At 60.2% G+C, this 26,492-nt stretch carries 34 protein-coding genes and 4 pseudogenes; 16 read left to right on the plus strand and 22 right to left on the minus strand.

All coding sequences use genetic code 11. The features are described from left to right. Positions 1-119: 119 nt before the first annotated feature. Positions 120-1,106 (minus strand): NAD-dependent epimerase/dehydratase family protein, encoded by a 987-nt coding sequence (locus tag RJT50_RS12400; protein WP_313691711.1) that lies wholly within the window; start codon positions 1,104-1,106, stop codon positions 120-122. An 86-nt stretch (positions 1,107-1,192) separates the two neighbouring features. Between RJT50_RS12400 and RJT50_RS12405 the strand changes: the two genes are divergently transcribed. After that, on the plus strand, positions 1,193-1,852 hold the full coding sequence (locus tag RJT50_RS12405; RefSeq protein WP_313691712.1) for a helix-turn-helix domain-containing protein: 660 nt from the start codon (positions 1,193-1,195) through the stop codon (positions 1,850-1,852). Positions 1,853-2,084: 232 nt separating this feature from the next. Here the strand turns inward: RJT50_RS12405 and RJT50_RS12410 are convergent, their stop codons facing one another. After that, positions 2,085-2,255, minus strand: coding sequence for a glycine zipper domain-containing protein (locus tag RJT50_RS12410; protein WP_313691714.1), 171 nt, complete (start codon positions 2,253-2,255; stop codon positions 2,085-2,087). Positions 2,256-2,496: 241 nt separating this feature from the next. On the opposite strand from RJT50_RS12410, the gene RJT50_RS12415 reads away from it, so the two are divergent. Beyond that, a complete protein-coding gene (locus RJT50_RS12415) occupies positions 2,497-3,198 on the plus strand; it encodes a class I SAM-dependent methyltransferase (protein WP_313691715.1) in 702 nt (233 codons plus the stop codon). A gap of 124 nt (positions 3,199-3,322) precedes the next feature. Here RJT50_RS12415 and RJT50_RS12420 read toward each other — a convergent pair. Next, positions 3,323-3,568: pseudogene (locus RJT50_RS12420) on the minus strand (TFIIB-type zinc ribbon-containing protein); the annotation flags it as partial. A 303-nt stretch (positions 3,569-3,871) separates the two neighbouring features. On the opposite strand from RJT50_RS12420, the gene RJT50_RS12425 reads away from it, so the two are divergent. Together RJT50_RS12425 and RJT50_RS12430 are read left to right on the plus strand one after the other, a co-directional pair. Then, positions 3,872-4,210, plus strand: a complete 339-nt coding sequence (locus RJT50_RS12425) for a Cdc6/Cdc18 family protein (RefSeq protein ID WP_313691717.1) — start codon at positions 3,872-3,874, stop codon at positions 4,208-4,210. Further along, positions 4,180-4,488, plus strand: coding sequence for a hypothetical protein (locus tag RJT50_RS12430; protein WP_313691719.1), 309 nt, complete (start codon positions 4,180-4,182; stop codon positions 4,486-4,488). Before RJT50_RS12425 ends, RJT50_RS12430 begins: the two co-directional genes overlap by 31 nt. A 160-nt stretch (positions 4,489-4,648) precedes the next feature. On the opposite strand, the pseudogene RJT50_RS12435 reads toward RJT50_RS12430, so the two are convergent. Continuing rightward, a pseudogene (locus tag RJT50_RS12435) lies at positions 4,649-4,798 on the minus strand (IS5/IS1182 family transposase); the annotation flags it as partial. Between the two features lie 183 nt (positions 4,799-4,981). Further along, entirely contained in the window at positions 4,982-5,608 is a 627-nt protein-coding gene (locus tag RJT50_RS12440) for a helix-turn-helix domain-containing protein (protein WP_313691721.1), read from the minus strand. Between the two features lie 176 nt (positions 5,609-5,784). Between RJT50_RS12440 and RJT50_RS12445 the strand changes: the two genes are divergently transcribed. From RJT50_RS12445 to RJT50_RS12460, 4 genes and pseudogenes are all read left to right on the plus strand, one after another. Further along, positions 5,785-6,354, plus strand: coding sequence for a carboxymuconolactone decarboxylase family protein (locus RJT50_RS12445; protein WP_313691722.1), 570 nt, complete (start codon positions 5,785-5,787; stop codon positions 6,352-6,354). Between the two features lie 30 nt (positions 6,355-6,384). Continuing rightward, a complete protein-coding gene (locus RJT50_RS12450; protein WP_313691724.1) occupies positions 6,385-6,747 on the plus strand; it encodes a DoxX family protein in 363 nt (120 codons plus the stop codon). Between the two features lie 240 nt (positions 6,748-6,987). Further along, a pseudogene (locus RJT50_RS12455) lies at positions 6,988-7,322 on the plus strand (ester cyclase). A 148-nt stretch (positions 7,323-7,470) separates the two neighbouring features. Beyond that, entirely contained in the window at positions 7,471-7,692 is a 222-nt protein-coding gene (locus RJT50_RS12460; protein WP_313691726.1) for a hypothetical protein, read from the plus strand. 95 nt (positions 7,693-7,787) lie between these two features. Here the strand turns inward: RJT50_RS12460 and RJT50_RS18665 are convergent, their stop codons facing one another. From RJT50_RS18665 to RJT50_RS12510, 11 genes are all read right to left on the minus strand, one after another. Further along, positions 7,788-8,084: a DUF1801 domain-containing protein gene (locus RJT50_RS18665; RefSeq protein ID WP_425499678.1), complete on the minus strand. Its 297-nt coding sequence runs from the start codon at positions 8,082-8,084 to the stop codon at positions 7,788-7,790. A gap of 45 nt (positions 8,085-8,129) precedes the next feature. Then, on the minus strand, positions 8,130-8,870 hold the full coding sequence (locus RJT50_RS12465) for a DUF899 domain-containing protein (RefSeq protein ID WP_313691727.1): 741 nt from the start codon (positions 8,868-8,870) through the stop codon (positions 8,130-8,132). Positions 8,871-8,904: 34 nt separating this feature from the next. Then, positions 8,905-9,645, minus strand: coding sequence for an SDR family NAD(P)-dependent oxidoreductase (locus RJT50_RS12470; RefSeq protein WP_313691728.1), 741 nt, complete (start codon positions 9,643-9,645; stop codon positions 8,905-8,907). Between the two features lie 216 nt (positions 9,646-9,861). After that, positions 9,862-10,509 carry a dihydrofolate reductase family protein gene (locus RJT50_RS12475; RefSeq protein WP_313691730.1) on the minus strand — a complete coding sequence of 216 codons (648 nt, stop codon included), beginning with the start codon at positions 10,507-10,509 and terminating at the stop codon, positions 9,862-9,864. A gap of 1 nt (position 10,510) precedes the next feature. Further along, entirely contained in the window at positions 10,511-11,002 is a 492-nt protein-coding gene (locus RJT50_RS12480; protein WP_313691731.1) for an SRPBCC family protein, read from the minus strand. Further along, a complete protein-coding gene (locus tag RJT50_RS12485) occupies positions 10,999-11,571 on the minus strand; it encodes a dihydrofolate reductase family protein (protein WP_313691732.1) in 573 nt (190 codons plus the stop codon). Before RJT50_RS12485 ends, RJT50_RS12480 begins: the two co-directional genes overlap by 4 nt. Positions 11,572-11,573: 2 nt before the next feature. Beyond that, positions 11,574-12,029, minus strand: a complete 456-nt coding sequence (locus tag RJT50_RS12490; protein ID WP_313691733.1) for an SRPBCC family protein — start codon at positions 12,027-12,029, stop codon at positions 11,574-11,576. Beyond that, positions 12,026-12,529: an SRPBCC family protein gene (locus tag RJT50_RS12495; RefSeq protein WP_313691735.1), complete on the minus strand. Its 504-nt coding sequence runs from the start codon at positions 12,527-12,529 to the stop codon at positions 12,026-12,028. Before RJT50_RS12495 ends, RJT50_RS12490 begins: the two co-directional genes overlap by 4 nt. Then, a complete protein-coding gene (locus RJT50_RS12500; RefSeq protein ID WP_313691737.1) occupies positions 12,526-12,864 on the minus strand; it encodes an ArsR/SmtB family transcription factor in 339 nt (112 codons plus the stop codon). The genes RJT50_RS12495 and RJT50_RS12500 overlap by 4 nt, the downstream gene beginning before the upstream one ends. Before the next feature lie 390 nt (positions 12,865-13,254). Continuing rightward, complete coding sequence (locus RJT50_RS12505) at positions 13,255-14,052, minus strand: ABC transporter permease subunit (RefSeq protein WP_313691738.1); 798 nt, start codon at positions 14,050-14,052, stop codon at positions 13,255-13,257. Next, positions 14,045-15,025: an ABC transporter ATP-binding protein gene (locus RJT50_RS12510; protein ID WP_313691740.1), complete on the minus strand. Its 981-nt coding sequence runs from the start codon at positions 15,023-15,025 to the stop codon at positions 14,045-14,047. The genes RJT50_RS12505 and RJT50_RS12510 overlap by 8 nt, the downstream gene beginning before the upstream one ends. Before the next feature lie 97 nt (positions 15,026-15,122). Between RJT50_RS12510 and RJT50_RS12515 the strand changes: the two genes are divergently transcribed. Both RJT50_RS12515 and RJT50_RS12520 read left to right on the plus strand, forming a co-directional pair. After that, positions 15,123-15,782 carry a TetR/AcrR family transcriptional regulator gene (locus RJT50_RS12515; RefSeq protein ID WP_313691741.1) on the plus strand — a complete coding sequence of 220 codons (660 nt, stop codon included), beginning with the start codon at positions 15,123-15,125 and terminating at the stop codon, positions 15,780-15,782. Positions 15,783-15,839: 57 nt separating this feature from the next. Further along, positions 15,840-16,052: pseudogene (locus tag RJT50_RS12520) on the plus strand (cupin domain-containing protein); the annotation flags it as partial. A gap of 331 nt (positions 16,053-16,383) precedes the next feature. Here the strand turns inward: RJT50_RS12520 and RJT50_RS12525 are convergent. Beyond that, positions 16,384-17,286, minus strand: a complete 903-nt coding sequence (locus RJT50_RS12525; protein WP_313691744.1) for an ABC transporter permease — start codon at positions 17,284-17,286, stop codon at positions 16,384-16,386. Beyond that, a complete protein-coding gene (locus tag RJT50_RS12530; protein WP_425499733.1) occupies positions 17,283-18,296 on the minus strand; it encodes an ABC transporter ATP-binding protein in 1,014 nt (337 codons plus the stop codon). The genes RJT50_RS12525 and RJT50_RS12530 overlap by 4 nt, the downstream gene beginning before the upstream one ends. Positions 18,297-18,739: 443 nt before the next feature. Between RJT50_RS12530 and RJT50_RS12535 the strand changes: the two genes are divergently transcribed. From RJT50_RS12535 to RJT50_RS12550, 4 genes are all read left to right on the plus strand, one after another. Then, positions 18,740-19,423 carry a helix-turn-helix domain-containing protein gene (locus RJT50_RS12535; RefSeq protein ID WP_313691747.1) on the plus strand — a complete coding sequence of 228 codons (684 nt, stop codon included), beginning with the start codon at positions 18,740-18,742 and terminating at the stop codon, positions 19,421-19,423. 320 nt (positions 19,424-19,743) lie between these two features. Continuing rightward, positions 19,744-20,445, plus strand: a complete 702-nt coding sequence (locus RJT50_RS12540) for a beta-eliminating lyase-related protein (protein ID WP_313691749.1) — start codon at positions 19,744-19,746, stop codon at positions 20,443-20,445. 130 nt (positions 20,446-20,575) lie between these two features. Further along, positions 20,576-20,947, plus strand: a complete 372-nt coding sequence (locus RJT50_RS12545) for a winged helix-turn-helix transcriptional regulator (RefSeq protein WP_313691751.1) — start codon at positions 20,576-20,578, stop codon at positions 20,945-20,947. Beyond that, positions 20,944-21,624, plus strand: a complete 681-nt coding sequence (locus RJT50_RS12550; RefSeq protein WP_313691753.1) for a B3/B4 domain-containing protein — start codon at positions 20,944-20,946, stop codon at positions 21,622-21,624. The genes RJT50_RS12545 and RJT50_RS12550 overlap by 4 nt, the downstream gene beginning before the upstream one ends. Before the next feature lie 310 nt (positions 21,625-21,934). On the opposite strand, the gene RJT50_RS12555 is transcribed toward RJT50_RS12550, so the two are convergent. Then, a complete protein-coding gene (locus RJT50_RS12555) occupies positions 21,935-22,522 on the minus strand; it encodes an anthrone oxygenase family protein (RefSeq protein ID WP_313691755.1) in 588 nt (195 codons plus the stop codon). Positions 22,523-22,600: 78 nt separating this feature from the next. Further along, on the minus strand, positions 22,601-23,341 hold the full coding sequence (locus RJT50_RS12560) for an SDR family oxidoreductase (protein WP_313691756.1): 741 nt from the start codon (positions 23,339-23,341) through the stop codon (positions 22,601-22,603). Positions 23,342-23,709: 368 nt separating this feature from the next. Between RJT50_RS12560 and RJT50_RS18670 the strand changes: the two genes are divergently transcribed. Further along, the gene (locus RJT50_RS18670) at positions 23,710-23,958 is read left to right on the plus strand and encodes a winged helix-turn-helix transcriptional regulator (protein ID WP_425499734.1); all 249 of its coding nucleotides are present in this window, start codon (positions 23,710-23,712) and stop codon (positions 23,956-23,958) included. Between the two features lie 100 nt (positions 23,959-24,058). Here RJT50_RS18670 and RJT50_RS12565 read toward each other — a convergent pair whose 3' ends face one another. Both RJT50_RS12565 and RJT50_RS12570 read right to left on the minus strand, forming a co-directional pair. Further along, positions 24,059-24,850 carry an ABC transporter permease subunit gene (locus tag RJT50_RS12565; RefSeq protein WP_313691757.1) on the minus strand — a complete coding sequence of 264 codons (792 nt, stop codon included), beginning with the start codon at positions 24,848-24,850 and terminating at the stop codon, positions 24,059-24,061. Beyond that, complete coding sequence (locus RJT50_RS12570) at positions 24,843-25,763, minus strand: ABC transporter ATP-binding protein (RefSeq protein ID WP_313691759.1); 921 nt, start codon at positions 25,761-25,763, stop codon at positions 24,843-24,845. The genes RJT50_RS12565 and RJT50_RS12570 overlap by 8 nt, the downstream gene beginning before the upstream one ends. A 97-nt stretch (positions 25,764-25,860) precedes the next feature. On the opposite strand from RJT50_RS12570, the gene RJT50_RS12575 reads away from it, so the two are divergent. Beyond that, entirely contained in the window at positions 25,861-26,481 is a 621-nt protein-coding gene (locus tag RJT50_RS12575) for a TetR/AcrR family transcriptional regulator (RefSeq protein ID WP_313691761.1), read from the plus strand. The last annotated feature ends 11 nt before the right edge of the window (positions 26,482-26,492 follow it).

Raw genomic sequence — 26,492 nt, forward strand, 5'->3', positions numbered from 1 at the left:
AGTTTGTCCGCGGTCGTGGGGCGCCGCAGTTTCCCGACATCGACGCTCGTGAACCACGGGGTAGTTCGGACGCTCAGCCAGCACGACCCCAAACGCCTCCATTTCGACGGGGTCCGAGTTCACCCGTCAGTCCAGGCGTACCCGCCGTCCGTTTCCCGGAGCGTCCCGTCGGCCTCCCACGTCGACGCCACCTGCTCCAGACCGTTTTCACAGTTGGGATACGTCGGCTCCCAGCCGGTCGCAGCCGTGAACCGGTCGTTCGACGTCGGCATCGGCTTCAAGAGCAGGGCCGCGTTCTCGGCGCCGATGACGAACCGGGCGAGCCACGCCGGGAGCCGGCGCGGGGCGGGAGCGGCGAGTTTCCCCGCGAGCGTCGTGAGGAAGTCGGCGAGCGTGGTCGGCCGGTCGTCCACCACGTGATACGATCCGGAGACGTCGGCGTCGACGGCCGTGGCGAACGCTCGGGCGGCGTCGTCCGCGTGCAGGAACGACAGCCGTGCGTCGCCGCGCCCCAGGGGGCCCCGGCCGACGATCGGAAAGTCGCGTGAGAGCAGCGACCGACCGAACTGGCGGGTGTGGGCCGCGTCGGGCGCGTAGAAGAACCCACACCGGAGGAGGGTGACGTCGAACCGCCCGTCGTCGCTCTCGCCGGTCAGGAAATCCTCGACGGCCGCGGCGGACCGTGAGGTCCGGTCGGGATGGCGGTCCGCGGTCTCGTCGAACCGTTCGCCGTCGGGCTGACGGGCGACCCAGACGACGCTCGGAAAGAGGACCCGTTCCAGCCGGTCGCCCGCGACCGAGACGAGGTTCCTGACGCCGTCGAGTCGAACGCGGTCGTTCCGCTCCCAGGCCGCCGCGGACGGCTTTCTCGCCGTCGGAATCGACGTGGCGGCGTGGACGAGCACGTCGACGTCGGGGACGACCCGTTCGAGCGATGCGCGGTCGAGCACGTCTCCCCGTCGGGGGGTGCCGCCGCGGGCGGCGACGATTTCGGCCCCCGACTCGTCCCGGACCAGGCCGTACACCCGGTGGCCTCGGTCGGCGAGCCGTTCGACGAGTCGCTTCCCGAGGACGCCGGACGCGCCCGTCACGAACACGTTCACCACGTGTGACCGAACGTGTCCCGCCCCCGAGGTCGTTGCGCGATAGCACAGTCGGGGGTTTAACCGTCGGTCGGCGTCTGGACGACGGTATGAAGCACGTTCGCCTGACGCTCGATGCGGGGGGACGGGAAGCCGAGATTCACCCGATGTACGACCTCCTCGTCAACGCCCCCTACCTCGAGCGGGCGAGGGCGATGCACTGGAACTACTCGGGGGAGGAACTCGGCATCATGCACTACGTGGAGGGGGACGCCGAAACGTTCCGCGAGGACGTCGCGGAGATACCGGCGGTCGTCGACTTCGAGCTGACGGCGGCCGAGCCGAACGCGTTCTACGTCTACGTCCGGGACGCCACGAACCGGCGGCTCCGCGAGCTGTTCGACCTGCTGGATCGGAGCCCCGTCGTCGCCCTTCCGCCGGTCGAGTATCTGCCCGACGGCACGGTGGCGTACTCGGTGTTCGGCCCGTCGGCGGCGATCCAGTCCGCGCTGGAGGAGTTCCCCGAGCCGATCACGGTTTCGGTCACGGCGGTCGGGAGCCTCGCGGCGGTTCCGGACGCCGTCGAGACGGCCCTGAGCGACCGGCAACGGGAGGCGATTCGGGCGGCGGTCGAACTCGGCTACTACGAGATCCCGCGGACGGCCACCCACGAGGACGTCGCGGATGCGATCGGCTGTGCGCCCAGCACCGCGGCGGAGCACCTGCAGAAGGCGGAGTCGAAACTACTGCGATCGCTCGTGAGTCCGTGATCGGGGCAGTAACGGGCTGCTGTCTCCGGACACCGGTTTCAGCACTGTCCGTCTGGCAGCGTCCGGTCGGCCGTCACTATGTGCTGCAACAGGGCCCGTATCGGTCACACGATTTTCCTGGCCTCGATAACATAAGTGTGCGTATCTTGCACGGCTGATCGGCGGGAAATGGTCGGTAGCTACACCCGTGTACCTAACGCAGTAGCAAGATGTGAATTCACGTGGTGTCTCCCTATGCTTGACTCCACGCTGCGCCGAAAGCGACACCGAGTGCCATGCCGATACCGATTCCCATCCCTATATTATCCATCGTCACTCCAATAGCGATCCCGATTACGAGTCCGGCCGCGATCCCTGTGCCCATTTTGTTCGAATCCAGCCGGTTATTCTCTTCCCCAGACATGTGTCCTCCTTCGCCTTTCTGGAGGATAAGTGTATAGTCAACTAATACGTAGTCCACCTGTATCCAGCAACTCTGGAGGCTGAAATATGAGCATGCTGACTGTTTTATGATGCCATACCTCGAAAAGCAATCGTGCACTACGGCCCGGTCGTCACACGTTCGGGCGGGGTTCGACGGGTCGGACACACTTTCTCATACCACCGGTAGGATATTGGCGGTTTGACTCGTCGGTACTGGCAGTATGGGGCCGGGCTGGACGATAGACGAAAAACGGCACGCAGGGACAGAACACCTCGACCCCGAGGAGGTCGCCAGGTTCGACGAGAAGATGCCGTTCGATCCCTCCGTGGAAATTGACGTGCTCCGGGAGTTCGGTCTCTCTCGTGAGGATACGGTCATCGACTTCGGGACCGGAACGGGAGTGTTTCCGCTCGCCGTCGCCAAACACTGTGACCGCGTCGTGGCTGTCGACGTCTCCGAAACCATGCTCAATGCGGTTGAGGAGAAAATCGAAGACCGGCGCATGCGGAACGTCGAGACCGTCCACGACGGATTCTTGAGCTACGACCACAGTGGCGGCCCTGCGTCGTTCGCCTTCTCGAAGGACGCACTCCACCACCTCCCCGATTTCTGGAAGATCGAGGCGCTCAAAAACGTCGGGAACACGCTCGAAGCGGGCGGCATCTTTCGCTTGCGGGACTTCGTCTTCTCGTTCGATCCACAGGACAGTCGGACCGAAATCGAGTCGTGGCTTGAGGAGAAGAATCGATCGACGATATTCACCGACGAGGAGCTGTACGTCCACTTTCGGGAGGAGTATAGTACGTATGGATTCGTGCTCGAAGCCCTCCTCGAACGGGCCGGGTTCGAGATCCTCGAAGCGACGTACGAAGACGACTTCTACGCCGCGTACATCTGTCGATGGGTGGATTGTTCCGAGTGAGCACACGGTGTCTTTGGAATACTCCGATACCACCGCGTGGATCGACGTTTTTCGTGACGATGTCGTTCGCTGGGGAGATTCGCTCCGTGAACCGTGTCGCTACACGTAGTGGCTCGTCGGGGAAGCGGTCGTGGCGGGCGGGGGTGAGCGGGGCACCGGTGCGTTCCGGATTCGAATCCCCATCACCGTAGTCCCGCCACTTCGGGCCGTGGTCGATCGGCTCCTCATCGATGACCAGTCCGCAGTCCTTACACACCGTTTCGACCGTGTTTGTCGGTACTCGACCGTTTCACTCGGGGCACTGGCCGGACTGTTCGTCGGGCTGTACGTCCTCGTCGAACGTCGTCTCGTAGATATCACTAATTGCCATACGAATCACTAGTTGAAGCGCTCGCGACCGCGACGAGCCCCTCACCCATCGAGGGGCCCAAAAGCAACAGTAGTGCGTCTCTGCAGTCGATTCCCTATCGGATCTCCAGGAAGCGGGGGATCCTGTCGATTCCTCCGCTTCGATGTCGAAGCCGTCTACGTGAACTGCTGGGAAGATCACTCGCGCTTCCAGGCACTCTATCGGATTCTGGACGAGTTAACGAGTACCGTCGACATCCACCGCCAGTCCACGCCACGAGACGTCCTCCTCGAACGACTTCGAGACCATGACGAGTCGCCGTCAGTGATCATCTTCGACGAGGTCGACCAACTGGAGGACAAAGCTATCCTGTACGAACTCAACAGGCTGCCACAGTTCTCGTTCATCCTGATCGCGAACAGAGAAGACGAACTCATGGCGGGGTTGGACGACAGACTTGCGAGTCGGCTCCGGGCAAGCGAGCGCATTCGATTTAGCCGCTACACCGTCGACCAGCTCGTCGATATCCTTCGAGAACGAGCGACACGTGCGCTGGTTCCGGACGCGATCGGGAGCTCGGAACTCGAACTCATCGCCGATGCAGCCAGCGGCGACGCTCGACTCGCAATCACATGTCCTTCTTTGGTATCTGCATCGACGTAGTTGAATTCGGCGACAGTGCTCAACGGTTCGGCACCACTATCGCGTTTTTCGCGAAAGAACGCCATGTTCTCCACCTTGTCCAGAGCAGTTACCGTGCCAGTTTCATCGATCTTGACAATTGTCAACTGATCGTGGTAGATACTGTCGAGTTCCTCGACGTTAAATTGGCTCCCGCTTTCGATGAGGTGCTCGACGGTCTGCCTTACAGCACTATTGGAGTTTTTGCTTATGTCGATACGGTGAACTACTGGGTCGCCTCCGGCATATCGAAGTCGTAGAACTGACCCTCACGCTCCGTCGGAAGGTTAACCGATGCAGTTACAGCCTCGTAACGTACCGACCTGACCAAATTAGATATTCCTAACATCATTCTACTACTCGTTTGAGAACACCGTAAGGTACTATGTGAACATATACACGCTACTATCATGATGTCGGGCTGTGGCCATCTTCGAGCCGAAAGCGGTGCAGAACGACGGGGACCCAGCGGACGAACACGACGGTGGCGGGCTTGCCCGTGTGCTTCCCCAACCCTTGTTTAGTTAGGTGACGACACTGCTCAACGAAGTCGAATAGGTCGACTTCCATAAGCCAGAATCGAGTTCATCGGCTTCACCCTTCTAACGCGTTGAATCCGTAGTGTGGCTCGGCGGGTGGTGCTAAGCTACTCACGCCACTCCTCCGTGAGGACCGCCACAATGTGCATACACCTGATGAGGCCTCGATTGCCCTCACTCCCAGCTCCCGCAATTCGACTTTCTTTGCAGCCGCCTATGAGATAAAATTCTTGATAATCCGACCTTCAGCCCGATGCAGAACGCCGCTCGCCGCCGATTGATTGACCCCGAATGTTTCTGCAAGCTCGACGAGCGTACAGTCGCGAGGACTGTCGTAGTAACCGCGTTCGACCGCTTCAGTAATGACCTCCCGCTGGCGCTCGGTCAAAAGTCCGTTCGAATCGTACGATTGGGTTACCGACAGTATCTCATATGGGATATCAGCCGCCGCTAACTCGGCAGTTAGCTCCGACAACTGCTCCTGAGGGGCAGTTTGTTCACCGGATGCCCACCCGTCTTGGATGATGAAGGGAAATCGCGGAAGAATCCCCTTCGCACGCCTCGCTTCATACGTTGAAGACATCGGAAACACCAACTGGACCAGCACCGTCCCGTCGCCAGAATGGAGCACGTCGTACGAACGCACTTCCGGTGCGTCGTCGAACCGGCGAACGATAGCGTCCCCGTCCGGTGTCGTTACCTCGACCAGTTCGAGCACGCCATCGTCTACGGGCTGGCTCGTTAGAATCGTGAACTGGGCGTCAGAGAAATCGGTCGAGACCCCGGCAAGCCAATTGTCGTCGTCTGCTCCGATCTCGACTTTCAGGTGTACGCGAACCATACGCACTGGAGTTGGCCGGCGATCGGCTTAACGGATCCCCAGAGAACTTAATAGGGTGAATATATTCACGAGCAAGTCCGTGGTCTCGTCAGGCGTAGCAGACCTATGCCTCGCATGGCAACTGCGATTGACGTCTTGGCGCGTGTACCGAGTACCCCTACGGAGGAGGATGCCTCGTGACTCCGAGACTAGAGCCGATCGAGGAGCCCGATGAACCCGAAATACAGTCAGCCTACAGGACGATGCGACAGGAGTTCGGCACGGTACCGACTCCGGTGAAAGTCGTGACTGCGCGCATGTCAGAGTCTCTGGAAGTTAACCGCATGCTCCAGAAGTTCCACGAGGGAATTCAGCTCGAGCCCGAACTCAAGCTCGTGGTGGGGATGTTCACCTCGGAGATTAACGGGTGCGGCTTTTGTGTAGATCTCACGCAGTCGGAAGCAATCCGCGAGGATCTCGATATGGAGAAGTTCGACGCGCTCACGGAGTATCAGGCGAGCCCGCTCTTTTCCGATCGGGAGCGAGCAGCACTGGCGTACGCGGAGGAAGTCACGTGCCAGAAGAACGTCTCTGACGCCACGTTCGAAGCGCTCTGCGAGCATTTCGACGAGCAGGCGATCGTCGAAATCACGTGGCTGAATGCGTTTCAAAACTACACTAACCTCGTTAATATTCCGCTCGGAATCGAATCCGACGGCTTGCGTGCGATCGCTCAGTCGGAGACACAGATGGAACATGAGGAATGAACTCCGGAACATAATGCACGAGAACAAACCATGACACTCACTACGTCCACCGCTTACATAGGCATCAGTATTCTGACCATCATCGCTGTCGGCATCTCGGCGGCAGCTTTCTTTCGCCCCCCTGAGGCCATCCTCGAATCCATGGCCGAGGTAGACGTGAAAGAATCGTGGCTGCCTCTACTGGGCACCTTGAAAGCAGCGGGCGCGTTCGGACTGCTGATCGGCATCGGCGTGCCAGTGCCATCGATCGGGACGGCCGCCGCAGTCGGCCTCGTCGTATACTTTGTCGGTGCCGCCTTCGTCCACATACGCGCTGGCGACTACTCGGTCAGTGGGCAACACGTGTTCCTCCTGCTGGCCGTGGCCACACTGGTGTTGGACCTAGCCTCGTGAACCGCCCGTAGGCAAGGTCGTCGTGGTCGAGGAGTAGGATCGTTTCGAGACCCGGAGTGGCGACTTACGAAGATCGATTTAATCAACAAAACTGCTGGCATCGTCGGCTTTTGTGAACGGGCGAAGACACGATGACGGATACAGCACTATCTCCCCGGGAGAAAGAACGTGAACGGCTCGCCCGCCGCATTCTCGAGGACGCCTTCGGGGATGGGAATCTCGATTTACTCGACGAACTGTATGCCGTTGACACCATTGACAACAACGCCTTCGATAATCAGGAGGGGGTACACGGCGATTCGAGAGTCCTACGAGGCCTTCTTCACGGCGTTCCTGGACGTTTCACAGACGGTCGAGGATGTCGTCGTGGACGGAGACATAGTCGCGATGTTCCTCATGAGTCGCGGAACGCACGAGGGCCCCTCTGGGGCATCGAACCGACCGGTCGCGAGATCGAGGTCCAGCAGATGGCGTTCATCCGGTTCGAGGACGGCCTGATCGCCGAACGGTGGCTCCTTCCGGGCAAGCTCAGTCTCCTCCACAAGCTTGAGGTCGTCGACTTCCTGCCGTCGTAACGCGTTCTCTATCGCTGGCATTCTCGGATCTCCCGAGGGCTGTCGACAGGCTCACTAGAGGATCCTCGGTGCTCACTGGCGTCGACGCCCGGCGGAACTGGGGGTCAGGAGTGGCTAAAGTTAAGGCCCCGACAGTCGATGTGATCGTATGGACCCCAGAGCATGGTCCGATGATAACGGAACTGCGTACGTCGCCCTGATGGCGGCGTCGTGGCTCGGCGTGGCTCTGCTGATCTCCTATACCGTACTGAAGATCGTCGGGACGCCGTTTGAGCCCATCGACCCGGTATACGTGGTCGCTCTTACCACGATCTTCTACAGCGTGGCGAGGGGACACACGAAATCCAAAAGGAACGAGATCGGGGCATAGACACGGCCGTTCGACGGAATCGGAGTTTTACATCCACGTTGCGTCGTTCTCTTTGACGTCTGTGACTCGAAATGCGGCAATCTCTTGGATAAGATCTATCGGAAGCGGCTCGTCGAGCGGAAACTTGATCGTACTCTCGCTCGTTCCGTACGCGTCGAGTTCGTCCTCGAATGCCTGGATGGCTGCGGGCGTGGGATAGAACCCGATGTGGTGTTTGAATTCGCCGTAGTGAACAGGATTCGATCGAGCGAGAAGGCGGGGTTGCCCCACTTCAGGCCCTCCTCGGCGTCCGGTGCGACCTCGCGGAGACACGCGCGCAGTTCGCGTAGTTTTGCTTGCGTTCCGTCCGGCGCCTGGTCGATGTATTCGCTTACGGTTTCGGGATCTGTCATGATTGGGTTCGATCTATCGTCCGTGAATCGTCAGAGGGGCGGTGATCATTTGACAGAGTCTTCGTACTCGTCGTGGCGGCGCCAGCCCCAGTACTCCTGGTCGCTGCGACCCTGGGGCTCCTCCCAGGCCTCCTGCCGGCCAAGGGCCGTGTAGTCGAGCAGCGTGTAGGTGCCGAGCAGGGCCTCGACGCCGCGGGCGTACGTGGAGTAGGTGTGGAACACGCGCTCGCCGTCCCGCAGGAAGACGCTGAGGCCGTGCCCCTCCACGCTGCCCTCTGGGACCTCATCCAGGATCTCGTAGTTGTACTCGACCGGGGCGACGCTCTCATCGAGGGTGGTGTGGAAGTCGTAGTTGAAGTCGCTCCCATGGGAGGAGTACCAGGGGAACTCCCAACCCATCCGTTCCTTGTACGACTCCAGCTTGTCCAGCGGCGCCCGGGAGACGAGCGCGAACGTGGTGTCCCGAGCGTGCAGGTGGGCGAGGTGGCCGATGTTGTCGGTCAGGAACGAGCAGATCGGGCAGCCCTCTTCCCACTCCGGGTCGAACATGAAATGATAGACGATGAGTTGGTGACGGCCCTCGAACAGGTCGAGCAAGCTCGATTCACCGTTTGGCCCGTCGAAGACGTACTCCTCGTCGATCTCGACCATCGGCAGCCGACGACGCTCGGCGTTGAGTTCGTCTCGCTTGCGGGTGAGTTCTTTCTCTTCGACGAGTAGATCCTCTCGAGCTTCGCGCCACTCGTCTCTCGATACGACCTTCGGTAATGCGGTTTCGTTTGTCATTGGTTTGTCTCTAGTGTACTCTCACTCCCAGTTCTCACGTCGATACGTAGCCCCGCCCATCGCCTACGGTGACGCGCATCACGGCCCCGGCACGCGAGTCGTCCGTGATGAGTTCCACGACCCCGGCCGCGATGTCCTCGGGAGCGAGGATTTCGTCCGCCGCGCGTAGCTCCGCTAATTGCTCTTCGCCGAGACCGAGGGCCATGGGCGTGTCGACGAGTTCAGGACAGATCGTGTTTACTCGGATCTCGGATTCATCGTCCAGGTGCGCGAGCGATCGCGAGAAGTTGACCACGCCCGCCTTCGCAGCAGCGTACACAGGGGCGTCCGCCATCGGTGCCAGTCCGATCAGCGAGGCGGTGTTGACGATCACTCCGCCTCTGCCTGTCCGCTTCATCTCCCGGACCGCAATGCGGGTCGCATCGATCACCGCCGTGAGGTCGACGTCGACGATGCGCTCCCAGTCGCCGGGATCGTCGGCAAACAGGTCTCCGCCGGCGATGCCAGCGTTGTTGAACGCGATGTCGAGCAGGCCAAAGCGATCCACCGCGAGTGCAAACGCTCCGGCGAGGTCGTCAGTCTCCGTGACGTCGCAGCGAGTGAAGACAGCAGTGCCGCCCAGCCCGTCAACGAGGTCGACAGTTTGTCGCCCTCCCTCCTCGTCGACGTCAGCGACGACGACCGATGCTCCCCGCTCGGCGAGCGCGAGGACTGTGGCCCGCCCGATCCCCGAGCCGCCACCACTTACGACGGCCACCGTGTCCGTGATGTTCACGTTGTTCTCCCCCGCCTCACTCTCGAAACGACAGGTCGTGCGCTTCGAGTGTCTCGAAGCGTCTTCGGCGCCTCGGCGTTCAGTTCGTCGCGCTTCCAGGTGAGTTCCTTCTCCTTTTCGAGGAGTTCGATGCGGGCTGCTCGCCATTCGTCTCGTGAGACGACCGCCGGAAGGTCGAGTTCGGGTTGTGTCATGATTGTCTCTCCTGTCGTGGCGTCACTCCCTTCCGACCCGGTACCCGAGATGCGTGACGTCGGGCGAATCGACCACCCACGTTCGTTCCAGTTCGATCGGCCCGGTACCGAGATGCTCGAACAATCGGATACCGTCACCAAACAGTACGGGAACGACGTGAAGCTGAATCTCGTCCACGAGTCCCGCCTCGACGTACTGGCGGACGACGTCCGCACCGCCCGAGATTCGGACGTCCCCGTCGCCAGCGGCCTCCTCGGCGCGTTCGAGGGCGCGTTCGATTCCCTCGGTGACGAAGTGGAAGGTCGTCCCGCCGTCCATCTCGAGCGGCTCCCGGGCGTGGTGCGTGAGGACGAACACTGGCGCGCCGAAGGGCGGGTCGTCGCCCCAGGGCCCTTCGAACGGGTCGTCTCCCCACGGACCGTCGCCGTTGTCGAACATCCGCCGGCCCATCACGAAGGCGCCGGCCCGTTCGATCGATTTCGCCACGATCTCGTCGTCCCGGTTGGTCTCGCCCCCCTCGAGGCCCTGCTGCTCGCGCCAGGCCGCCAGGTCGAACACCCATTCGTGGAGCCGCTCGCCGCCATCACCCAGGGGGTTCTCCCGGCTATCGTTCGGGCCGGCGATGTACCCATCGAGCGACATCGACATGTCGACGAAGACGGTTCCCATGCTACGGGGTCCCTCCGTTTGCCAGGTGTTTGGCGAGCCGGCCCAGGGTCTGCTTCGCGCCGTCGTCGGCGCCGAACTCCGCTATGCTCTCGTCCAGCGCCGCGGCCGACTCGTATTGCTGGCGCATTGTGAGTTCGGTCGTGCCGCCCTCTCGCTCGTCGAACGTCACCGTCATCCGAAACATCTCGGGATCGTCGGGAGAGCCATGGGTGTAGACCAGGCGCTCGGGTTCCTCAACTTCGTCGTAGACGACCCGGTTCGGGTACTCGTCGCCGTCGGGGCCAGTCATCACGAACCGCCAGGTTCCGCCGGGCCGTACCTCCATCTCGTCGGTCGTGGTCGTGAAGCCGTTCGGTCCCCACCACTGGTCGACCTGCTCCGGGTCCGTCCACGCCTCGAACACACGCTCCCGCGGTGCATCGAACGTTCGTCGGACGGTCATCGTTCGTTCGCTCGTTTCGATCTCGGTTTCGTTGGTCGTGTCGTCCGTCATTGATTTCCCTCGCCTTCTTCCGCGGGTTCGTAGGTGAGATCGACGACCCCCGAGCCGATCGTCTCCGTCTCGACGAGTTCCAGACCGGCTGGCACGCTCTCGTCGGTGAAGAGCTGCGTCCCGCTCCCGTGAACGACGGGATGGACCATGAACCGGTACTCGTCGACGAGACGGTGCTCCATGAGCGTCTGCAGCAGCTCGCCACTCCCGACCAGCAAAATGTCCGCTCCCGACTGCTGTTTCAGCGCGGCGATTTCGTCGACGACGTTCTCCGCGATCAGCTGTGCGTTCCACTCGAGATCGTCTTCGTCCAGGGTCGTCGAGACGACGTGCTTGGGGATCTCGTTGATCCAGTCTGCGTACCCGACGTCGTCCGTCATGGCTGGCCAGACTGCGGACAACCCTTGATAGGTCACGCGGCCCAGCAACAGTGCATCGAACGCAGTGATATGCTCTTTCGAGTAGCGCGCCATCTCATCGGGCCCGTTCCAGAACTGCATTTGCCACTCCGCTTGTTTATCGAAGATCCCATCGAGCGTGACCTTGTTTTCGACGACGAGTTTCCGCATGACTACGCCTCCTCGACCACGTCCGCCAGGTTGTCGAAGGAAATCTCCCAGCCCATCCCGGCGCCACCGACGAAGTCGCCCTCCGGGAGTTGTTCGTGGGTGAGGACGACTGCTGTGCCGGCCTCGACGTCGGTGAACTCGACGGTGACGCGGCTGTCGACATCGGCTTCCGGGAAGTTGATCCACTGGTCCGTGTAGACGATCCGTTCGTTCTCGACGACGTCCTCGAACACACCGTCACTACCGAACCATTCGTCGTCCGTGTGGAAGCGAATCGAACGCTCGCCGTCGGGCTCGGGCGTGAAGGCCTCGACCTCGGTCGTGACGTCGCCCGGTGACGGAGCGAACCACTCCTCCAGTTCCTCGCGCTCCGTAAATGCGCGGAATACTCCCTCGCGCGGTGCGTCGAACGTCCGGTGGATCGTCAGGCTCGTCTCGCTCGTTTCTAGATCGCTCATCGGTCTTCCTCCACGAGTGCCGCGAGGTTTCCGAGCGAGTCGTTCCACCCGGCGTTGGCGTCACTCGGGGGGATCGCCTCCGGGATGCCCTCCTGTCGGACAGTGATCTCGGTCCCGTCGGGGACGTCCTCGAAGGTAACCGACACGGTCATCTCGCCGGCCATGCTCGGCTCGTCGGTCTCGAAGGATTCGGTGTAGACGATCCGCTCGCCAGGCGAAAGCTCCCGGTAGGTGCCGCCGAAGGAGTGGCCCTGGTCCGCGAGCGCTTCGGTTTCTCCGGTGAACGTGGCGCGGAACGTCCCGCCCTCCTCGGGCTCCAGGTGGTGGACCTGGGCCGAGAAGCCAGTCGGCGGCAGCCACTGGGCGAGTTCGTCCGGATCGAGAAACGCCTCGTACACTCGCTCGGGCGATGCTTCGATGACGCGGCTCACGGTCATGCTTCGTGAGTCATTCTGGTCGCTGTTCGTCGTCGGCTCGCTTCCGCTGTTGTCGTTTGTCATTGGTCTTCGTTCTCCAGATGGTCGGCCAACGCGTCGAATCGGTCCTCCCAGAGCACGCGGTAGCGGGTCAGCCACCCGAACGCCTCACTCAGTGGCGCGGCGTCGAGGTGACATCGTCGAACCCGGCCGTCCTCCTCGACGTCGAGGAGGCCCGCGTCCTCCAGCACGCGAAGGTGCTTCGAGACCGCCGCCAGCGACACGTCGTGGGGGGCGGCCAGCTCGTTGACGCTCTCCGGCCCGTCCGCGAGCTGCTCGAGGATCTCCCGACGGATCGGGTGGCCCAGTGCCTTGAAGACCGCGTCGAGGTCCAGGTCGTCCGGCCGTTGTTCAACCATCTGGTTAAACACATCCGGTTCGAGATATTAAACCTATGGGTTAAACATTCTTGATCCCTCTTCCCGGCGCTCACGCTACGTGAAGCGTTCGAGTAGATCGAATGGCCCAGGCGGCTCACACCGGTTGAGTCATTCCTCGTGACGCTGTTCGTGGTCCGGGTCGGACTCCTCCTCGCCACCGTCGATGGGGGCCGGCTCCCTCCACGGGTCCGCCGTGGTAGCAGTGGGCGCGCTCGATGACGAGTACGACCTCGGCCCCTTCGTGGCGGTCGGCACTGGCTGCGTCGAAATGAAAGTTCCCGGTCGGCGAGAAGCTCGGTGGGAACCTCCCGGACGAGTTCTGGCGGTGCGTCGCCATTGGTTTCGATCAGTTGCATCGTTCGGGGCATCCTATGCCACATCCTTTCGAGCGAACCACACCTGGCTAGCACCGACGAGTGCGATCGTCGCCACGAGGAGGACGCTCGCCGCCACGAGGTCGTACTCGCCGTGCATGAGGATCGCAGTCGGGTCGAGGTAGTGCATCGGGGCGACGTTCCCGATCCAGCCGAAATCGGTGCCGGCCACGACCGATTCGAGGAGGAAGAGGCCGAAGAGTGCGCCGAGGACGCTCCGCTGGGCGATCGAGGCTCGATCCACGACGACCGAGAACAGGAGGCCGATCGCCGCACAACACAGGAGGTACGGGATCGAAAGCAGGTGCATCATCACCACGTCCAGGGCGGCGATCGGGTACCCGATGGCCCGGGACGCCACGTACACGACGACCGGAACGACGACGTTGATGGCGACGAGCGGGACGAGCACGGAGGCGAACTTCTCGGCGACGAGGCGCGACCGCGAAACGGGCAGGAACAGCAGCACGTCCATCCGGCCCCGATCCACGTCGTCGGCGATCAGGCCCGCCCCAGTGTACCCGAAGTAGAGGCCGGCCAGCAGTATCCACCCGACTGTGTACAGCTGGGAGGCGAGATACCCCTCGATGGTCGTGAGCGACTGGAGATTGAGCGCCTCGATCATCGCGTCCGGGTACGACGACGTCAGCTGGTCGAGCGTCTCGGGGTCCATCCCCTCGACGATCGACGGGAACGTGCCCGTGTACATCCCGGCGAGTGCGGTAAAGAGGAGCGCGAGCGCGAGCGACCCCTTGACCCGCTTTCGCCCCTCGTAGGTGGCGAGTTCAAGCACTGGCCTCACCACCGTAAAACTGCATGAAGACCTCGTCGAGTGGCGCTTCCTCGACGTCGAACTCGCGGAGTTCGTACGGCGCCACTGCGTCGACGAGGTCGTTGACGTCCCCGGTGAACGTGAACGACACGTCGGTCACGGTCCCCGTTCCGTCGCTCTCGTCCGCCCGGAGTTTGAGGTCGTGATCGCTCTCCTCTTGCGGTGGGTTTCCCGTCTGTGCCCCGACCGTCGAACGAACGTCGAGGTCGTGGACGCCCTCGATGTCGAACGCCGTTTCGTCGACAGTGCCGTCGATCCGGAGATGGACGACCTTGCCGCTGCGGTGAAGCAGCGATTCGACCGGTTCGGTGGCAATGAGGTGGCCGTCCCGGAGGATCGCTACGCGGTTACAAAGTCGGCGCACCTCGCTCAGGACGTGCGAGGAGAAGAAGACGGTCACGCCGCGCCGTTGTTCCTCGTGAATGTAGTCGTTGAACCGTTGCTGCATGAGGGGGTCGAGCCCCGAGGTGGGTTCGTCCATGACCACGAGGTCGGGGTCGTGCATGAACGCCTGGACGATGGCGAGTTTCTGGACGTTCCCGGTCGAGTACTCCCGGACCGGCCGATCGACGGGCGGGTCGAACCGTTCCAGCAGTTCCTCGCGCCGAGAGCCACCCTTGATATCGGCGTGGAGGTCCAGGATCTCGGTCCCCGTCGCGGTTTCGTCGAACACGGGGGTCGCCGGAAGGTAGCCTACGTCGGCCTTGGCCCGGAGGAATTCGCCTTCGTCTTCTACGTCTCGCCCGAGGATGGTCGCCGTTCCAGAGGTCGGCGATTGGAATCCAAGTATCGTCCGGATCGTGGTGGTCTTGCCCGCCCCGTTGGGCCCGAGAAAGCCGAACACCTCGCCCTCCTCGACGCTGAACGTGAGGGAGTCGATCCCGACGACGCTCCCGTAATCCTTGGTCAGATCGGTCACTTCGATCGGTGCCATACTTGCCCTTCAACTCTATAACTAAATATCTTTTCCGGTTATGAAGTTATAACTGACAACCGGTTCGGTTATACAGTCACGGACCTGATCGTGAGACATGCGCGGATTCAGCGACGAAGAGCGTGACCGCATCCGGGAACAGCTCGTCGAGACCGGTCGCGAGTTGCTCCTCACCTACGGCCCGGAGAAAACCACCGTGAAGGACATCACGGATCCCGTCGGGATCGCCAAGCCCACCTTCTACCAGTTTTTCGACGCCAAGGGCGACCTCTATCTCGAGATTTTCCAGCGTGAACTGGAGACCTACGTCGATCGCGTGCGATCAGAATTGGGAGAGGTAGAGGACGCCAGTGAGGGACTCGAGCGGTTCTTCTGGTGCTACGCGGAGTTCGCCGAAGGAAATCCCTTCATCCAGCAGATGATCATCCAGGGCAATCATCAGGAGAGTCTCGGTCTTCGCAACGTCTCATCGGAGAAACTCGAGGAAGTTCAGCGAGGGAGCATGGCGGAGTTGCTTCCGTTCATCGAAGAACTACAGGCAGAGAGTGATGGACCACTTTCGGACCTCGAACCGTTCGTTCTCCTCGGTCTCATGGGTGGATCGATCGGCCTCCTCGCGCTACATAAGGACGAATTCGAGGAATACGAGGCCGAACTCGACGGGTTCGAAGTCGGCTATTACGACCGACTCCAGGAGGTCCTCATTACCTCACTCGCAAGAGGACTGACGATCGAGCAGGGACGGGAGGGCATCTGATACCGGCCCTCACACCGGGATGTCGCGGTCCCGGCGACGAATAGCCCCGCAGACGTCATCCGTCCGATCTCCCGGGCACTCGGGACGACCGATTGCGCGATGAACTACTTCGAACTCGCCCCCAGCGAGAGCTTCGGCTACGCGTACCACCGCCACAGCGATCAGGAGGTGTTCTACGTCCAGTCGGAAATGACTACGTTCGAGATCGAGATCGGAGAAGTTGAGGTTGGCGCCGGGGAGGCAATCAGATTCGCGCCCGGTGAATTTCAGTTCGCAAGTCATCAACCACCGATGCGACACTGAATTCCTCCCCAAGGGGCTTGGAGGCCCGTGTCCGCGGGTGTCCTCGGTGAGAGCTCGATATCCAGTGGCGGTGAGCGGTTGGACTTGCGGGTCGAACATCCGGTCGTCCATCGATGCACCGTGGATGCAGGCGACAAGTGGCCCGTCTTCCGGACCCCTGACCCAGTAGTGGATCACAGAATCAGATCGTCGTAGCTGCCCACCCTCAGAACCTGTTTCACCGGCTTGATCACTCATGTTATCTCCCGTCTTCATATTTGTGGAACATTGGAATACGTCGAAAAAACAGCAAAGCGGGTTAGCGGACTCGTGAACTCGCCACGCGTCGCAACAAGACGACGACAATCCCACCAAGCGCGAGGTCGAACACGCCGAGCACTACTACCGCAGGCACGATGGTATTCCAGATGCCGGAGAACGCCGTCACGTCGATCACCGTGAGGACGTCCTGGCCGAGCATCAGCGCACGAACGGCATCGACACCATACGTAACCGGGTTGACCGTCGCCACTACCTGCATCCACTTCGGTAGAGCGCTGACTGGGACAAATGCACTCGAAGCGAACAACAACGGAAACTGCAACATATACGCCCACATAGCGGTCGACGTCGCATTCTTCGTCACGAGCGCAGCGATATTTGAGAAGGCCATAAACCACAGCGAAAACAAGATAGCGATGGCGAACACGCCAAGTACGCCTCCCAGTCCCGTCTGGATGTACGTCCCGACCGAGCCACCGGAATCGATCCAGAGGATGAGGTATCCGAGTACAAGAATTATCGCCGTTTCAACGATGACTCGGATAACATCTGCGAGGGCTTTTCCGAGGAACATCGCCCCTCGGTGGGTCGGTGAGACGAGTATTTTTTCGAACATGCCACTCTCCATGTCGTCGATGAACCCCATCCCAGAGTGGATGGCTACGACCATGGCTGAGAGGATGACGATACCCGGAGTGAGGAAGGTGATGTAGGTAACATCCGCTCCAATCATCTCCTGGATTGGTCCTTCGGCAATCTGCCCGAACACCTGTGTGAATAATATCAGGAAGAGGAACGGCGTTAACAATGCCTCAAACACCACGGACGTGTTACGGACGGATTTCCGGAGCCAGCGTTTGAGCGTAACCCACACGTCGACAGGAAAATTGTTGCCAGCCGCTTGGTGCTCGGCAACCTGCTCCGTTTCGATCGTACTCATCGGCCAACCTCCGTCTGGACGAGCTCATTCGGCTGGTCGTCGGCCGTCTCTTCGCTCGCTGTTTCGCCAGTGATGGCGAGGAAAACGTCATCGAGGGTCGGCGATCGAACGTCGAATCCCGTGACTGTGAAGTCAGCGTCCCGCAGTGCGATCAGGAGGTCGGTCCCGGCCTGGCGCGCGTGTTCGGACGTGATAGCGATGCCCTCGTCGGTGCGGCCGATGCTGTCGTTCTCGAACAGCCCCGAGTTACGCGCCACTTGTTGGGCTCGGGTACGCGGCTCGGCAGTCGAATCTTCGAGCGTTATCTCGAGGACGTCACCGCCGACCTGCGCTTTGAGCGCGTTCGGTGAGTCAGTGGCGATGAGTTGTCCGTTTTGAATCACCGAGAGACGGTCGCAAAGCTCGTCGGCCTCTTCGAGGTATTGGGTCGTGAGAAATATCGTCGTGCCTTGCTCGTTGATTTCACGGAAGTGTTCCCACAGGCGGAGTCTGGCCCTCGGGTCTAACCCGGTCGTGGGTTCGTCGAGGAACACGAGCTCTGGCTCGTGAACCAGTGCAGTCGCGACGTCGAGGCGCTTTTTCATCCCGCCGGAGAACTCCCCCGGCGGCTTGTCGGCGACATCAGCGAGATCGACGAGATCTAATAGGTCGTCGATGCGTCCGCCGCGCTCGCTGCGTGGAACGCCGTACATCTCACACGCATACTGGATGTTTTCGCGTGCAGTGAGCTCCTCGTCGACGCTCGTCTCCTGGGCCATATAGCCGATGGACGAGCGGACAGCGCGGGACTCGTCAGTGACGTCGAACCCGTTGACGGTCACCGACCCGGCAGTGGGCCGTAGCAACGTCACGAACGTCTTGATCGCGGTGGTCTTCCCGGCGCCGTTCGGCCCTAAAAACCCAAAGAACTCACCCTGAGGGATGTCGAGGTCGATACCACGCACCGCTCGGGTACCGTCCGAGTACGTGAGCTCGACGTTTCTCGCCGTGATCGCATTTGCGGACGCCATCCGTGTCTCGGTAGTTTCGGTCGACACGGTCACACCTCCTCGGCAGTTGCTTCCGGAACCCCGTCTTGGGTCTTGGTCCCACAGACGGTGAAAGAGTCAGTCGGAGTCGTTTTCAACGACGGGAGACGAGTGGTTCGAAGCTCTGCGGCCCCGCTGATTTCGTTCGGACCGCCGATCACTGCCGTATCCTGTGTTGATCGTGGAGTGATTCTATTCGGAGCGTCGATGCATCCTGTGTTGAGTTCTCGCTTTTGCATCCCTTGCATCGCGTAGGGAGAGACGCCGTTTGCCCTCGGGGATTACCCCGATTATAAACGGGATCATTATAATAGACCGTATTCATAGCCACTCGTATGAAACGGTCAACAGCTCCCCATCAAGAGACACGATCCGAGAGAAAGAGAGGGGAGAGACTGCGCCCGCAGACGTGACCCTCGACGATAATGAGATACATAACCGTCATTATTACCCCGACTGAGGAATACCTTCGATCGAGCGACCACCAAGAGCTGCCGGAAAACACCGACGATCCGAGAGAAATATGGATCGATGGCAGGCTCGTCGCGACTCAGGAAACGATAGAGTACGCCAATCTTCTCGATGATGGGACCGCCGTTGCGATCGTGCGGTTCCGAGGTGATGCCGATCTCCTCGAAAAAATCGTAGACGAAACGCCGGAGTTCATCTCTTGTACCGTAACGGGTGGTGAAACGTGGCTGGCCTATCTCCAGTACGAGCCCGACGAGATTGAAACAACGCTCCTTGAATTGGCAGATACCGAACCAATCAGTATCGACTGGCCGATCGAGGAGACTGCTGAGGGGCAGGAAGTCACCTTCTTCGGTGAGGATCCAGCCCTTCACCGGATGATCGCTAGCATCCCTGACGAAATGGACCTCCGTCTCGAACGGACAGGAGAGTATCAGCCGGACATGGATAACCCAGCGGCGCAGCTCACCGACCGTCAAAAAGAGATCGTGCGGGCAGCGATCGTGGCGGGATACTACGACATCCCGCGCCGTGCAACCCAACAGGACTTGGCTGCCAAGCTTGAACTGTCGCAGGGGACGATTGGAGAACATCTTCGGCGAGCAGAAGCGAAGATCATCCAGTCCGTAGTCGTATAAGAGCTACCGTGAAACGGTAACCAGTAGAGTATATTACTCGACACGACACCTCTAATTTGATACGAAGTGGATCCGACGTTCCGACTGGAGTTCGACTTTGGTGTTAGCGAGGATTACCTGGCTCGTGTTCTCCACGGCTCGCAAAGACGCCGCCCGAGCGAGTGAGGCAAGCCAGACCCAGATTCCGGAGCCGCTTCCGCGACGAACCCCGTGATGATCCGATTTTCGGCCCTCGGCGACGGTCCACGTCAGGCTAAGCGACTTTCGGATGTGGGAGTCGGCCTCCTGGATTATGGCGAATCCCCACCGATCAAACCATTATGCCTCCGGAAGCGACGGAAGATTACGCCTACAAGACCAAGGTTGCGACCCGAATCGAACTCCCGAACCGTGACGAACGGGAAGGGATCTTAGAAGCGGCGGCCTACAACATCTTCAACATCGATGCACGCGACGTCTACATCGATCTGTTGACCGACTCGGGCACCGGCGCAATGAGCGACGACCAGTGGGCCGCCCTACAGCGTGGCGAGGAAGCCTACGCCGGCTCGGAGAGCTTCCACGAACTCCGGGACGCCGTCGCGGACGTGATGGGCTTCGACCGACTCGTCCCGGCCAACCAGGGACGAGGGGCCGAGACGGTGCTGTACGGGGCGCTCGTAGACGAAGGCGACGTGGTGATCAACAACACCCACTTCGACACGACGCGAGCCCACGTCGCCAACCAAGGTGCCGACCCCGTCGATTGTCCGGCACCCGAGGCCTGGGAAATGGACTCGACCGAACCATTCAAAGGCAACCTCGACGTCGAGCGCGCCCGGGAGGTAATCGCAGAGGTCGGCCCCGAGAACGTCCCAACTATCGTCGTCACGATCACTAACGACTCCGTGGCAGGCCAGCCCGTCAGCGTCGATAACGTCCGCCAGGCCCGCGAGACAGTGTCGGGGTATCGGATCGCTGGCGAGCCGTCGATGCCGGAGTTACGCCACTTCACTGCGGATCTTGAACCGATCGGGAGTTGACCCGATGCAGAGCCATCCTCGTGCTCAAGTGGAGGCTCGGGAGCGTTGGGAGTACCGCTGGTGGCTGCTCCACTAACGGACCTGGGAGTCGGCATCACTATTTATCCCGTCGATACACGAGTGTAGAATCATGCCCGAGAAGACGACGGACGACTGGCAGCGGACCTGGCACCACCTTCAGCAGGGACTCGGCAATAAGTGGGCGTTGCACGTCCTCCAGGTCCTCGCGACGGATTCGCATGGGTTTGGCGAGCTGGAACAGGAGATCGACGGCATCTCCGAGACGATGCTCTCCCGACGACTGTCGGATCTCACGGAGAAAGGCTTCATCGAGAAGACCACGGTCGCCTCGACACCACCACGCACGCTGTACCAGCTGACGCCCGCCGGTGATCGAGTTGCCACGTTCCTCGGGGAGATGGAACGGATCACCGCCATCGCCGAAACGGCGGACGGACCACAGCTCATCTTTGAAACAGAGGATTCACGGATCGACCCATGACCTCCGCCCCGACGTTCAGCATCGCCGACCCGGTCTCCCAGCGTTTCCCGGATTTAGCCGTGCAGTCGTTCGTCGTAAAAGGAGCGAGGATCGAGGCCGAGTCCGAGCAGCTTGAGGGATTCAAGGACGACGTCCTCTCGGACTTCCGCTCGAATCACGACAGGGACGACATCGCGGATGAGCCGCTGTTCCAGGCGTATCGCGCGTTCTTCTGGGACCTGGACATCGATCCGACGAAGATCAGGCCCGCCGCGGAGGCACTCGCCCGCCGGACGCTTCAGGGCACGCCGATACCGACCATCAACACGTTCGTCGATGCGTCCAATCTCGCGTCGCTGACGTCGAAGGTCCCGCTCGCAGCGTTCGACCGCGATCTGTTGGGTGAGAAGCTCCGCCTCCGGTTCGCCGAGGAGGGCGAGCCGTTCCGTGGCATCGGAATGAACGACTCGACGACGCTCGGGGGTGGGGAGCTCGTTATCGATGATGGCGATTCGTTGATCGCCGTCTATCCCTACCGAAATGCCGCCGACACGAGGCTAACGCTAGACAGTACCGATGCATTTGTGCTGGTCTGTGGTGCCCCCGGCGTGTCCGGTTCCGTACTGGACAGGGCAAGCGAGAAGGTCCAAGAAAACGTGACGCGGTTCTGCGGCGGCAGTGTCAATGATTCCTCCTGACGTGCTACTCTCCGTGCTCTGGTCGGACGCACCGTCGTATTCGTGGAGGAAATCAGACGGATTCGCGCACACTCGCATTTCGCCCGTAGACTCTCCGGATAGTTGTATATCGATTGGAAATAGGTGTTGACTGGAATCGGCTTCGAGACTGGAAAGCTGATGCTCGTACGTATAACATTCCGATGCGGAATCATCCAGGAGTACACACGGGAGCCATATATGGCACCCTCCGAGGGAGGACCCCTCAACCAGGCGTGCGAAGATCGAATCGAACGAGTGTTCTGTCGCGTCCGTCTACTACGATTTCAGCTCACGTCATCGATGCCGTCGCAACGAGAGACAGCACGAACGAGACGACGGCGGCCACTGTTCGAACGTGGTTCCATTGCGCCCACCGTGACCGGACCGTCCGCCAGTCGTCCGGGGGCGACTCGACGGACCACGTTTCGATGGAGTCGTTCATCGGAATATGGATTCTTGACGTGATCCCGACCGTCCCGACTAGGTAGATGAGTGACGCCATGAGGAACGACTGGCCGTACGTCATCGTCCAGTGTCCGCCGGCGAACACGACAAGCGTACCGACGACCGGGACGACGATCGCACCTCCAAAGGCGATGCCGAACACCGCGTTCAGGATTTTCTCGTTGATCGACTGCATCACTTGCGTGTACGCCGACGCCGGGAGCGTCTCGAGCGCCAGTACCACGCTCACCGAGTAGGCGAAAAAGAGCCCGGCCATGAGCCCGATCAGGATGGTTGACGCGGCAAACAGGCCAACGAGAAGCGAATCCGACTGGCCGAGTAGTCCAGTCACGGATCCCCTCCCCGACGCGGAGTGACCGGCGACATTCGGTGCTGGAACGGCCAGCCCTGGAAGGGCTTCGATCGCGAACACACGGCAGTGACCGGTGACGTTCTCGACAACTTCACGGGGTGGACGGGTTCGAAGCGAGCGTTCCTCGCAGTACTCCCGTCACACATGGGAGGACATCACCGGCGAATCCTCGCCGTCGTTCCATTCTATCGAGGTCCGGCTACGTGGATCCACGTCAGTTGCGGACTCCCGGGAAACAACCTCGAACGTCCGACCCGTCGCCGCTGGCGTATTAAGAGCCGCCACCATGAGGTGGGCGACGTCTGCGCGCGGCACCGACCCGGTCATGGGTCCGCCCCCTTCGGCGAGCACGAGATCGTTCGTCGCGGGATCGTCAGTCAGCCAGCCCGGCCGGAGGATGACGTATTCGAGGTCGGAGTCGTGGAGTGCTGCCTCAGCACGCGCCTTCGCGCGAACCGTCCATCGGAGGACGAGCAATCGCGCCCACCACGGCATCCCCGGCCGGGAGTCGCCGACCCCGATCGAACTCTGCAGGACGAACCGACGAATGTCGGCCTCTTCGGCTGCTTCCACCAGGGTGAGCACACCGTCGCCGTCGACGACCCGACTGGGTCGCAAGAGTCCCGTGGAGAGGCTCGACCCTGCGGCGAACAGGACCGCATCGCAACTCTCGACAGCGGTTCGAGCATCAGCACTATCGATCAAATCACCGACGACAACATCATCAGCGCCGTCCGCTAGAAGTGATTCGCGGTTCTCCGCCGATCGGGTGAGCGCGCGAACGGTGAGCGACGTGTCGGCGAGTTCCGCCAGCAGTTCGCGGCCGGTCCGACCGCTCGCACCCGTGACCAGGACTTTCGATGGACTCTGTCGTTCCATGTTCGTGGTTGACTTTGCGTGGGATGGACAAGTACTGTCAAGTGTACCGGAATAAAGCGACTTTCTCGGCGGAAAGTGGGCGTCGCCGGACCGTGGACGCTTCCGATCGGTCAGCGCGTATTTATCGCCGTCCGTCGTACCTGGAGCATGGAGCATCCCGAAGAATCCCGAGGATCTGCGTCGGCACCCGAACGGGCGACGTCGTCCGCTGACGACCGCGATCCGGAGGACGTGGTGGAGGCTCACCGCGATCTGCTAGCGGACGTCCCGCCAATCGACGAGACACCCGAAGAACTCCATTCGGCGGTCGGTGAACTCCTCGATCTGGTGACGAACGCGTACGCGATGGCGATCCTGTATCACCTCTTCTGCGAGCAGCGACCGATGCGCTTCAAGAACTCGAGGACGCGACCGGCGCATCACCGAAAGTCCTCTCCCAGCGCCTCTCGGAGTTCGTCGATGCCGGATTGGTCTCCCGGCGATCCTACGACGAGATTCCACCGCACGTCGAGTACGAACCGACGGAGAAAGCTTCGGCCCTCGATCCCGCGTTCCAGTTCCTCTACGCGTGGGCGCATCGGTACGACGTCGAATCTGAGACGACGGAACGTTCTTGACTCACGGTCGTGTTTGGCGGGTCTGTCTCGTGGCTTCAGCTATCCGGGGAGCTGACGTGGAGCGACGAGAACACGATCCTGTGGATATATCGTGAATACATCAGTCAATGTCCCTTCGCTGAAATCGACGTTGACTGACGAGCACGAGTACAACGGCTGCGATTAGTAGGATACCAGCAGAGACTAGATTATAGTTCCCTTCGATCAGAATCGCTGCTGGATTGTAGTACTCTCGTGGACTGGCAATCATCATCCACGAGAGTACCGTCCCGGACGCGAAAATCCCGATCAAATTGAGAAGGGCTATTACTCCCACGGCAGTTCCCTGTGCGACGGTAGCCCGATTGAACACCGTCAACGTTGAGAGATAGATACCGATCCCTGCACAGGTGAGCAGATATGGAATAGCAAGGAGATGAACCATCACTAGGCGAATCGGATCGACAGGCTCTCCGATACCGAGGGCAGTAACGTAGACAACGACCAGCAAAACCCCATTCACAATGAAAATCGGGACAAGTATCGAGGCAAATTTCTCTACGAGGAGGCGCGACCGGGAGAATGGGAGTAACATAAGGAGATCCATCCGGTCGTGTTCAATATCGTCAGCGATCAGGCCCGCTGCGGTGTACGCGAAATAGATACCGAGTGCCCAGATCACGACGAACGTGTAGACCTCGGCCGCGAGCCATCCTTCAATAGTAGATAGTTCTACGATACCAAACGCATCGAGCACGCTCGGTGGCATTATTTCAACCGACGTGCGTAATTGCTCCTTCGGCAATGACTGGAAAAAGAACGCCAAAAATACTGCATAAACGCTAACACTTACTGAAAGCCCGGCTGTCCCACGGAGTCGTCGACTCGCTTCGTACCGGGCCGTCTCAAACATGCGCTTCCTCCCTGCTCCCATCGATCATGTGTGAATCGGAGTCTCCATAGTAGTGCATGAACACGTCCTCGAGTGGTGGCTCGCTGATCTCGACATCGAGAATCCCGTAGTTCGCAAGCTGTCTGAAGAGCGTGGTGTACTCACCCGTGTAAGTGAATTGCAGTTCGTCACCAATCGCCGTAATGTCTACCACACCATCAACCGTCGACAGTTCCTCGCTTGCCTCGTCAACTAACTGAACACGAACACGTTTTCCGCCGCGGTTCACCAGTGATTCGATATCCTCAAGCCCGACGATACGACCCTTGCGGAGGATTCCCACCCGATCACAGACACGACGGACTTCGCTCAGAACGTGCGACGAGAAGAAAAACGTCGTTCCGCTTTCTTTTTCCTCTCTAATGAACTCGTTGAACTGTGCCTGGTTGAGTGGATCGAGTCCGGAGGTCGGCTCATCCATGATGACGAGATCGGGATCGTGCATGAACGCCTGGACAATGCCGAGCAGTTGCCTGTTCCCGCTCGAATACTCCCGAATCGGTCGATCGAGCGGTGGTGTGAACAACTCGAGAAGTTCCTCCCGTCGTCGATCACCCTTGACTGACGCGTAATAATCGAGAAGCTGGTTTCCCGTGACCGCTTCGTTGAATCCGAGATCGGCTGGCAGATACCCAATCCGTTGTTTCACGTTGATGAGCGCATCTTCATCGTGCACGTCCGCGCCAAGTACCGTGGCGGTTCCAGCGGTTGGGTCGAGCAATCCGAGAATCGTCCGGATCGTCGTCGTTTTTCCCGCCCCATTTGGCCCGAGAAATCCGAAGATCTCTCCCTCTTCAACGGTGAACGAGAGGGAATCGATACCGAGGACGGTCCCATAGTCCTTCGTTAGATCGGTCACGCTGATGGCTGCCATGTCTCTACCTTCACTGCGTTACCACCTAACTGTTTCGGTTAATGGAGTATACCGAGTTATCGATTCGTTTATTCGCTATCAACTCGAATAGCGAAACATGCCCGGCTTCAGCGACGAAGAACGCACACGCATCAGAGAGGACCTTATTCAGTCGGGACGCAGACTGATGTTTCGGCACGGACCAAAGAAAACCACAATTACGGACATCACCGACTCGGTCGGCATCTCTAAGCCGATGTTCTACCGATTTTTCGACTCAAAAGCCGATCTATATCTCGAAATCCTTCAACACGAGAGTGAGGTCTTTTACGAGAACCTTCGTGAGGAGTTAGATGGAGTAACTGATCCGTGTGAGGGACTCAAACGGTTGCTCTGGTGCTATCGAGACTATCTCGAGAGCAACCCGCTCGTCCAGCAGACATTCACCCAAGACAACTACCGAGAGATATTTCGGAACGTCTCCCCCGAGGTGTTGGCGGAAATCCAACAGGAAGGCGTGGCGGACATCATCCCCTTTATTGAGGCGCTCCAGGAACACAGTAGTGGTCCGTTTGCGGAGCGTGATCCAGCGGCGATTCTCGGGGTCTTGAGTACGATTGCTCTACAGGTACTGCACAAGGACAGGTACGATGAGTACGAGGAGGGGTACTACGACCAGATAATGGATCTGCTCATCACATCTCTCGCAGAAGGACTGACTACGACGGAGACGCACTAAACATTTCTATT

It is taken from the genome of Halobaculum sp. XH14, assembly GCF_032116555.1.
In the GTDB taxonomy this organism is placed as follows: domain Archaea; phylum Halobacteriota; class Halobacteria; order Halobacteriales; family Haloferacaceae; genus Halorarum; species Halorarum halobium.

Excerpts from the sequence above, each read along its gene's own strand:
- RJT50_RS12405 (WP_313691712.1), top strand. The coding sequence starts at position 1,193 with ATGAAGCACGTTCGCCTGACGCTCGATGCGGGGGGACGGGAAGCCGAG.
- RJT50_RS12410 (WP_313691714.1), bottom strand. The coding sequence starts at position 2,255 with ATGTCTGGGGAAGAGAATAACCGGCTGGATTCGAACAAAATGGGCACA.
- RJT50_RS12415 (WP_313691715.1), top strand. The coding sequence starts at position 2,497 with ATGGGGCCGGGCTGGACGATAGACGAAAAACGGCACGCAGGGACAGAA.
- RJT50_RS12430 (WP_313691719.1), top strand. The coding sequence starts at position 4,180 with ATGTCCTTCTTTGGTATCTGCATCGACGTAGTTGAATTCGGCGACAGT.
- RJT50_RS12440 (WP_313691721.1), bottom strand. The coding sequence starts at position 5,608 with ATGGTTCGCGTACACCTGAAAGTCGAGATCGGAGCAGACGACGACAAT.
- RJT50_RS12450 (WP_313691724.1), top strand. The coding sequence starts at position 6,385 with ATGACACTCACTACGTCCACCGCTTACATAGGCATCAGTATTCTGACC.
- RJT50_RS12460 (WP_313691726.1), top strand. The coding sequence starts at position 7,471 with ATGGACCCCAGAGCATGGTCCGATGATAACGGAACTGCGTACGTCGCC.
- RJT50_RS18665 (WP_425499678.1), bottom strand. The coding sequence starts at position 8,084 with ATGACAGATCCCGAAACCGTAAGCGAATACATCGACCAGGCGCCGGAC.
- RJT50_RS12465 (WP_313691727.1), bottom strand. The coding sequence starts at position 8,870 with ATGACAAACGAAACCGCATTACCGAAGGTCGTATCGAGAGACGAGTGG.
- RJT50_RS12475 (WP_313691730.1), bottom strand. The coding sequence starts at position 10,509 with ATGGGAACCGTCTTCGTCGACATGTCGATGTCGCTCGATGGGTACATC.
- RJT50_RS12480 (WP_313691731.1), bottom strand. The coding sequence starts at position 11,002 with ATGACGGACGACACGACCAACGAAACCGAGATCGAAACGAGCGAACGA.
- RJT50_RS12485 (WP_313691732.1), bottom strand. The coding sequence starts at position 11,571 with ATGCGGAAACTCGTCGTCGAAAACAAGGTCACGCTCGATGGGATCTTC.
- RJT50_RS12490 (WP_313691733.1), bottom strand. The coding sequence starts at position 12,029 with ATGAGCGATCTAGAAACGAGCGAGACGAGCCTGACGATCCACCGGACG.
- RJT50_RS12495 (WP_313691735.1), bottom strand. The coding sequence starts at position 12,529 with ATGACAAACGACAACAGCGGAAGCGAGCCGACGACGAACAGCGACCAG.
- RJT50_RS12500 (WP_313691737.1), bottom strand. The coding sequence starts at position 12,864 with ATGGTTGAACAACGGCCGGACGACCTGGACCTCGACGCGGTCTTCAAG.
- RJT50_RS12510 (WP_313691740.1), bottom strand. The coding sequence starts at position 15,025 with ATGGCACCGATCGAAGTGACCGATCTGACCAAGGATTACGGGAGCGTC.
- RJT50_RS12515 (WP_313691741.1), top strand. The coding sequence starts at position 15,123 with ATGCGCGGATTCAGCGACGAAGAGCGTGACCGCATCCGGGAACAGCTC.
- RJT50_RS12525 (WP_313691744.1), bottom strand. The coding sequence starts at position 17,286 with ATGAGTACGATCGAAACGGAGCAGGTTGCCGAGCACCAAGCGGCTGGC.
- RJT50_RS12530 (WP_425499733.1), bottom strand. The coding sequence starts at position 18,296 with ATGGCGTCCGCAAATGCGATCACGGCGAGAAACGTCGAGCTCACGTAC.
- RJT50_RS12535 (WP_313691747.1), top strand. The coding sequence starts at position 18,740 with ATGAGATACATAACCGTCATTATTACCCCGACTGAGGAATACCTTCGA.
- RJT50_RS12540 (WP_313691749.1), top strand. The coding sequence starts at position 19,744 with ATGCCTCCGGAAGCGACGGAAGATTACGCCTACAAGACCAAGGTTGCG.
- RJT50_RS12545 (WP_313691751.1), top strand. The coding sequence starts at position 20,576 with ATGCCCGAGAAGACGACGGACGACTGGCAGCGGACCTGGCACCACCTT.
- RJT50_RS12550 (WP_313691753.1), top strand. The coding sequence starts at position 20,944 with ATGACCTCCGCCCCGACGTTCAGCATCGCCGACCCGGTCTCCCAGCGT.
- RJT50_RS12560 (WP_313691756.1), bottom strand. The coding sequence starts at position 23,341 with ATGGAACGACAGAGTCCATCGAAAGTCCTGGTCACGGGTGCGAGCGGT.
- RJT50_RS12565 (WP_313691757.1), bottom strand. The coding sequence starts at position 24,850 with ATGTTTGAGACGGCCCGGTACGAAGCGAGTCGACGACTCCGTGGGACA.
- RJT50_RS12570 (WP_313691759.1), bottom strand. The coding sequence starts at position 25,763 with ATGGCAGCCATCAGCGTGACCGATCTAACGAAGGACTATGGGACCGTC.
- RJT50_RS12575 (WP_313691761.1), top strand. The coding sequence starts at position 25,861 with ATGCCCGGCTTCAGCGACGAAGAACGCACACGCATCAGAGAGGACCTT.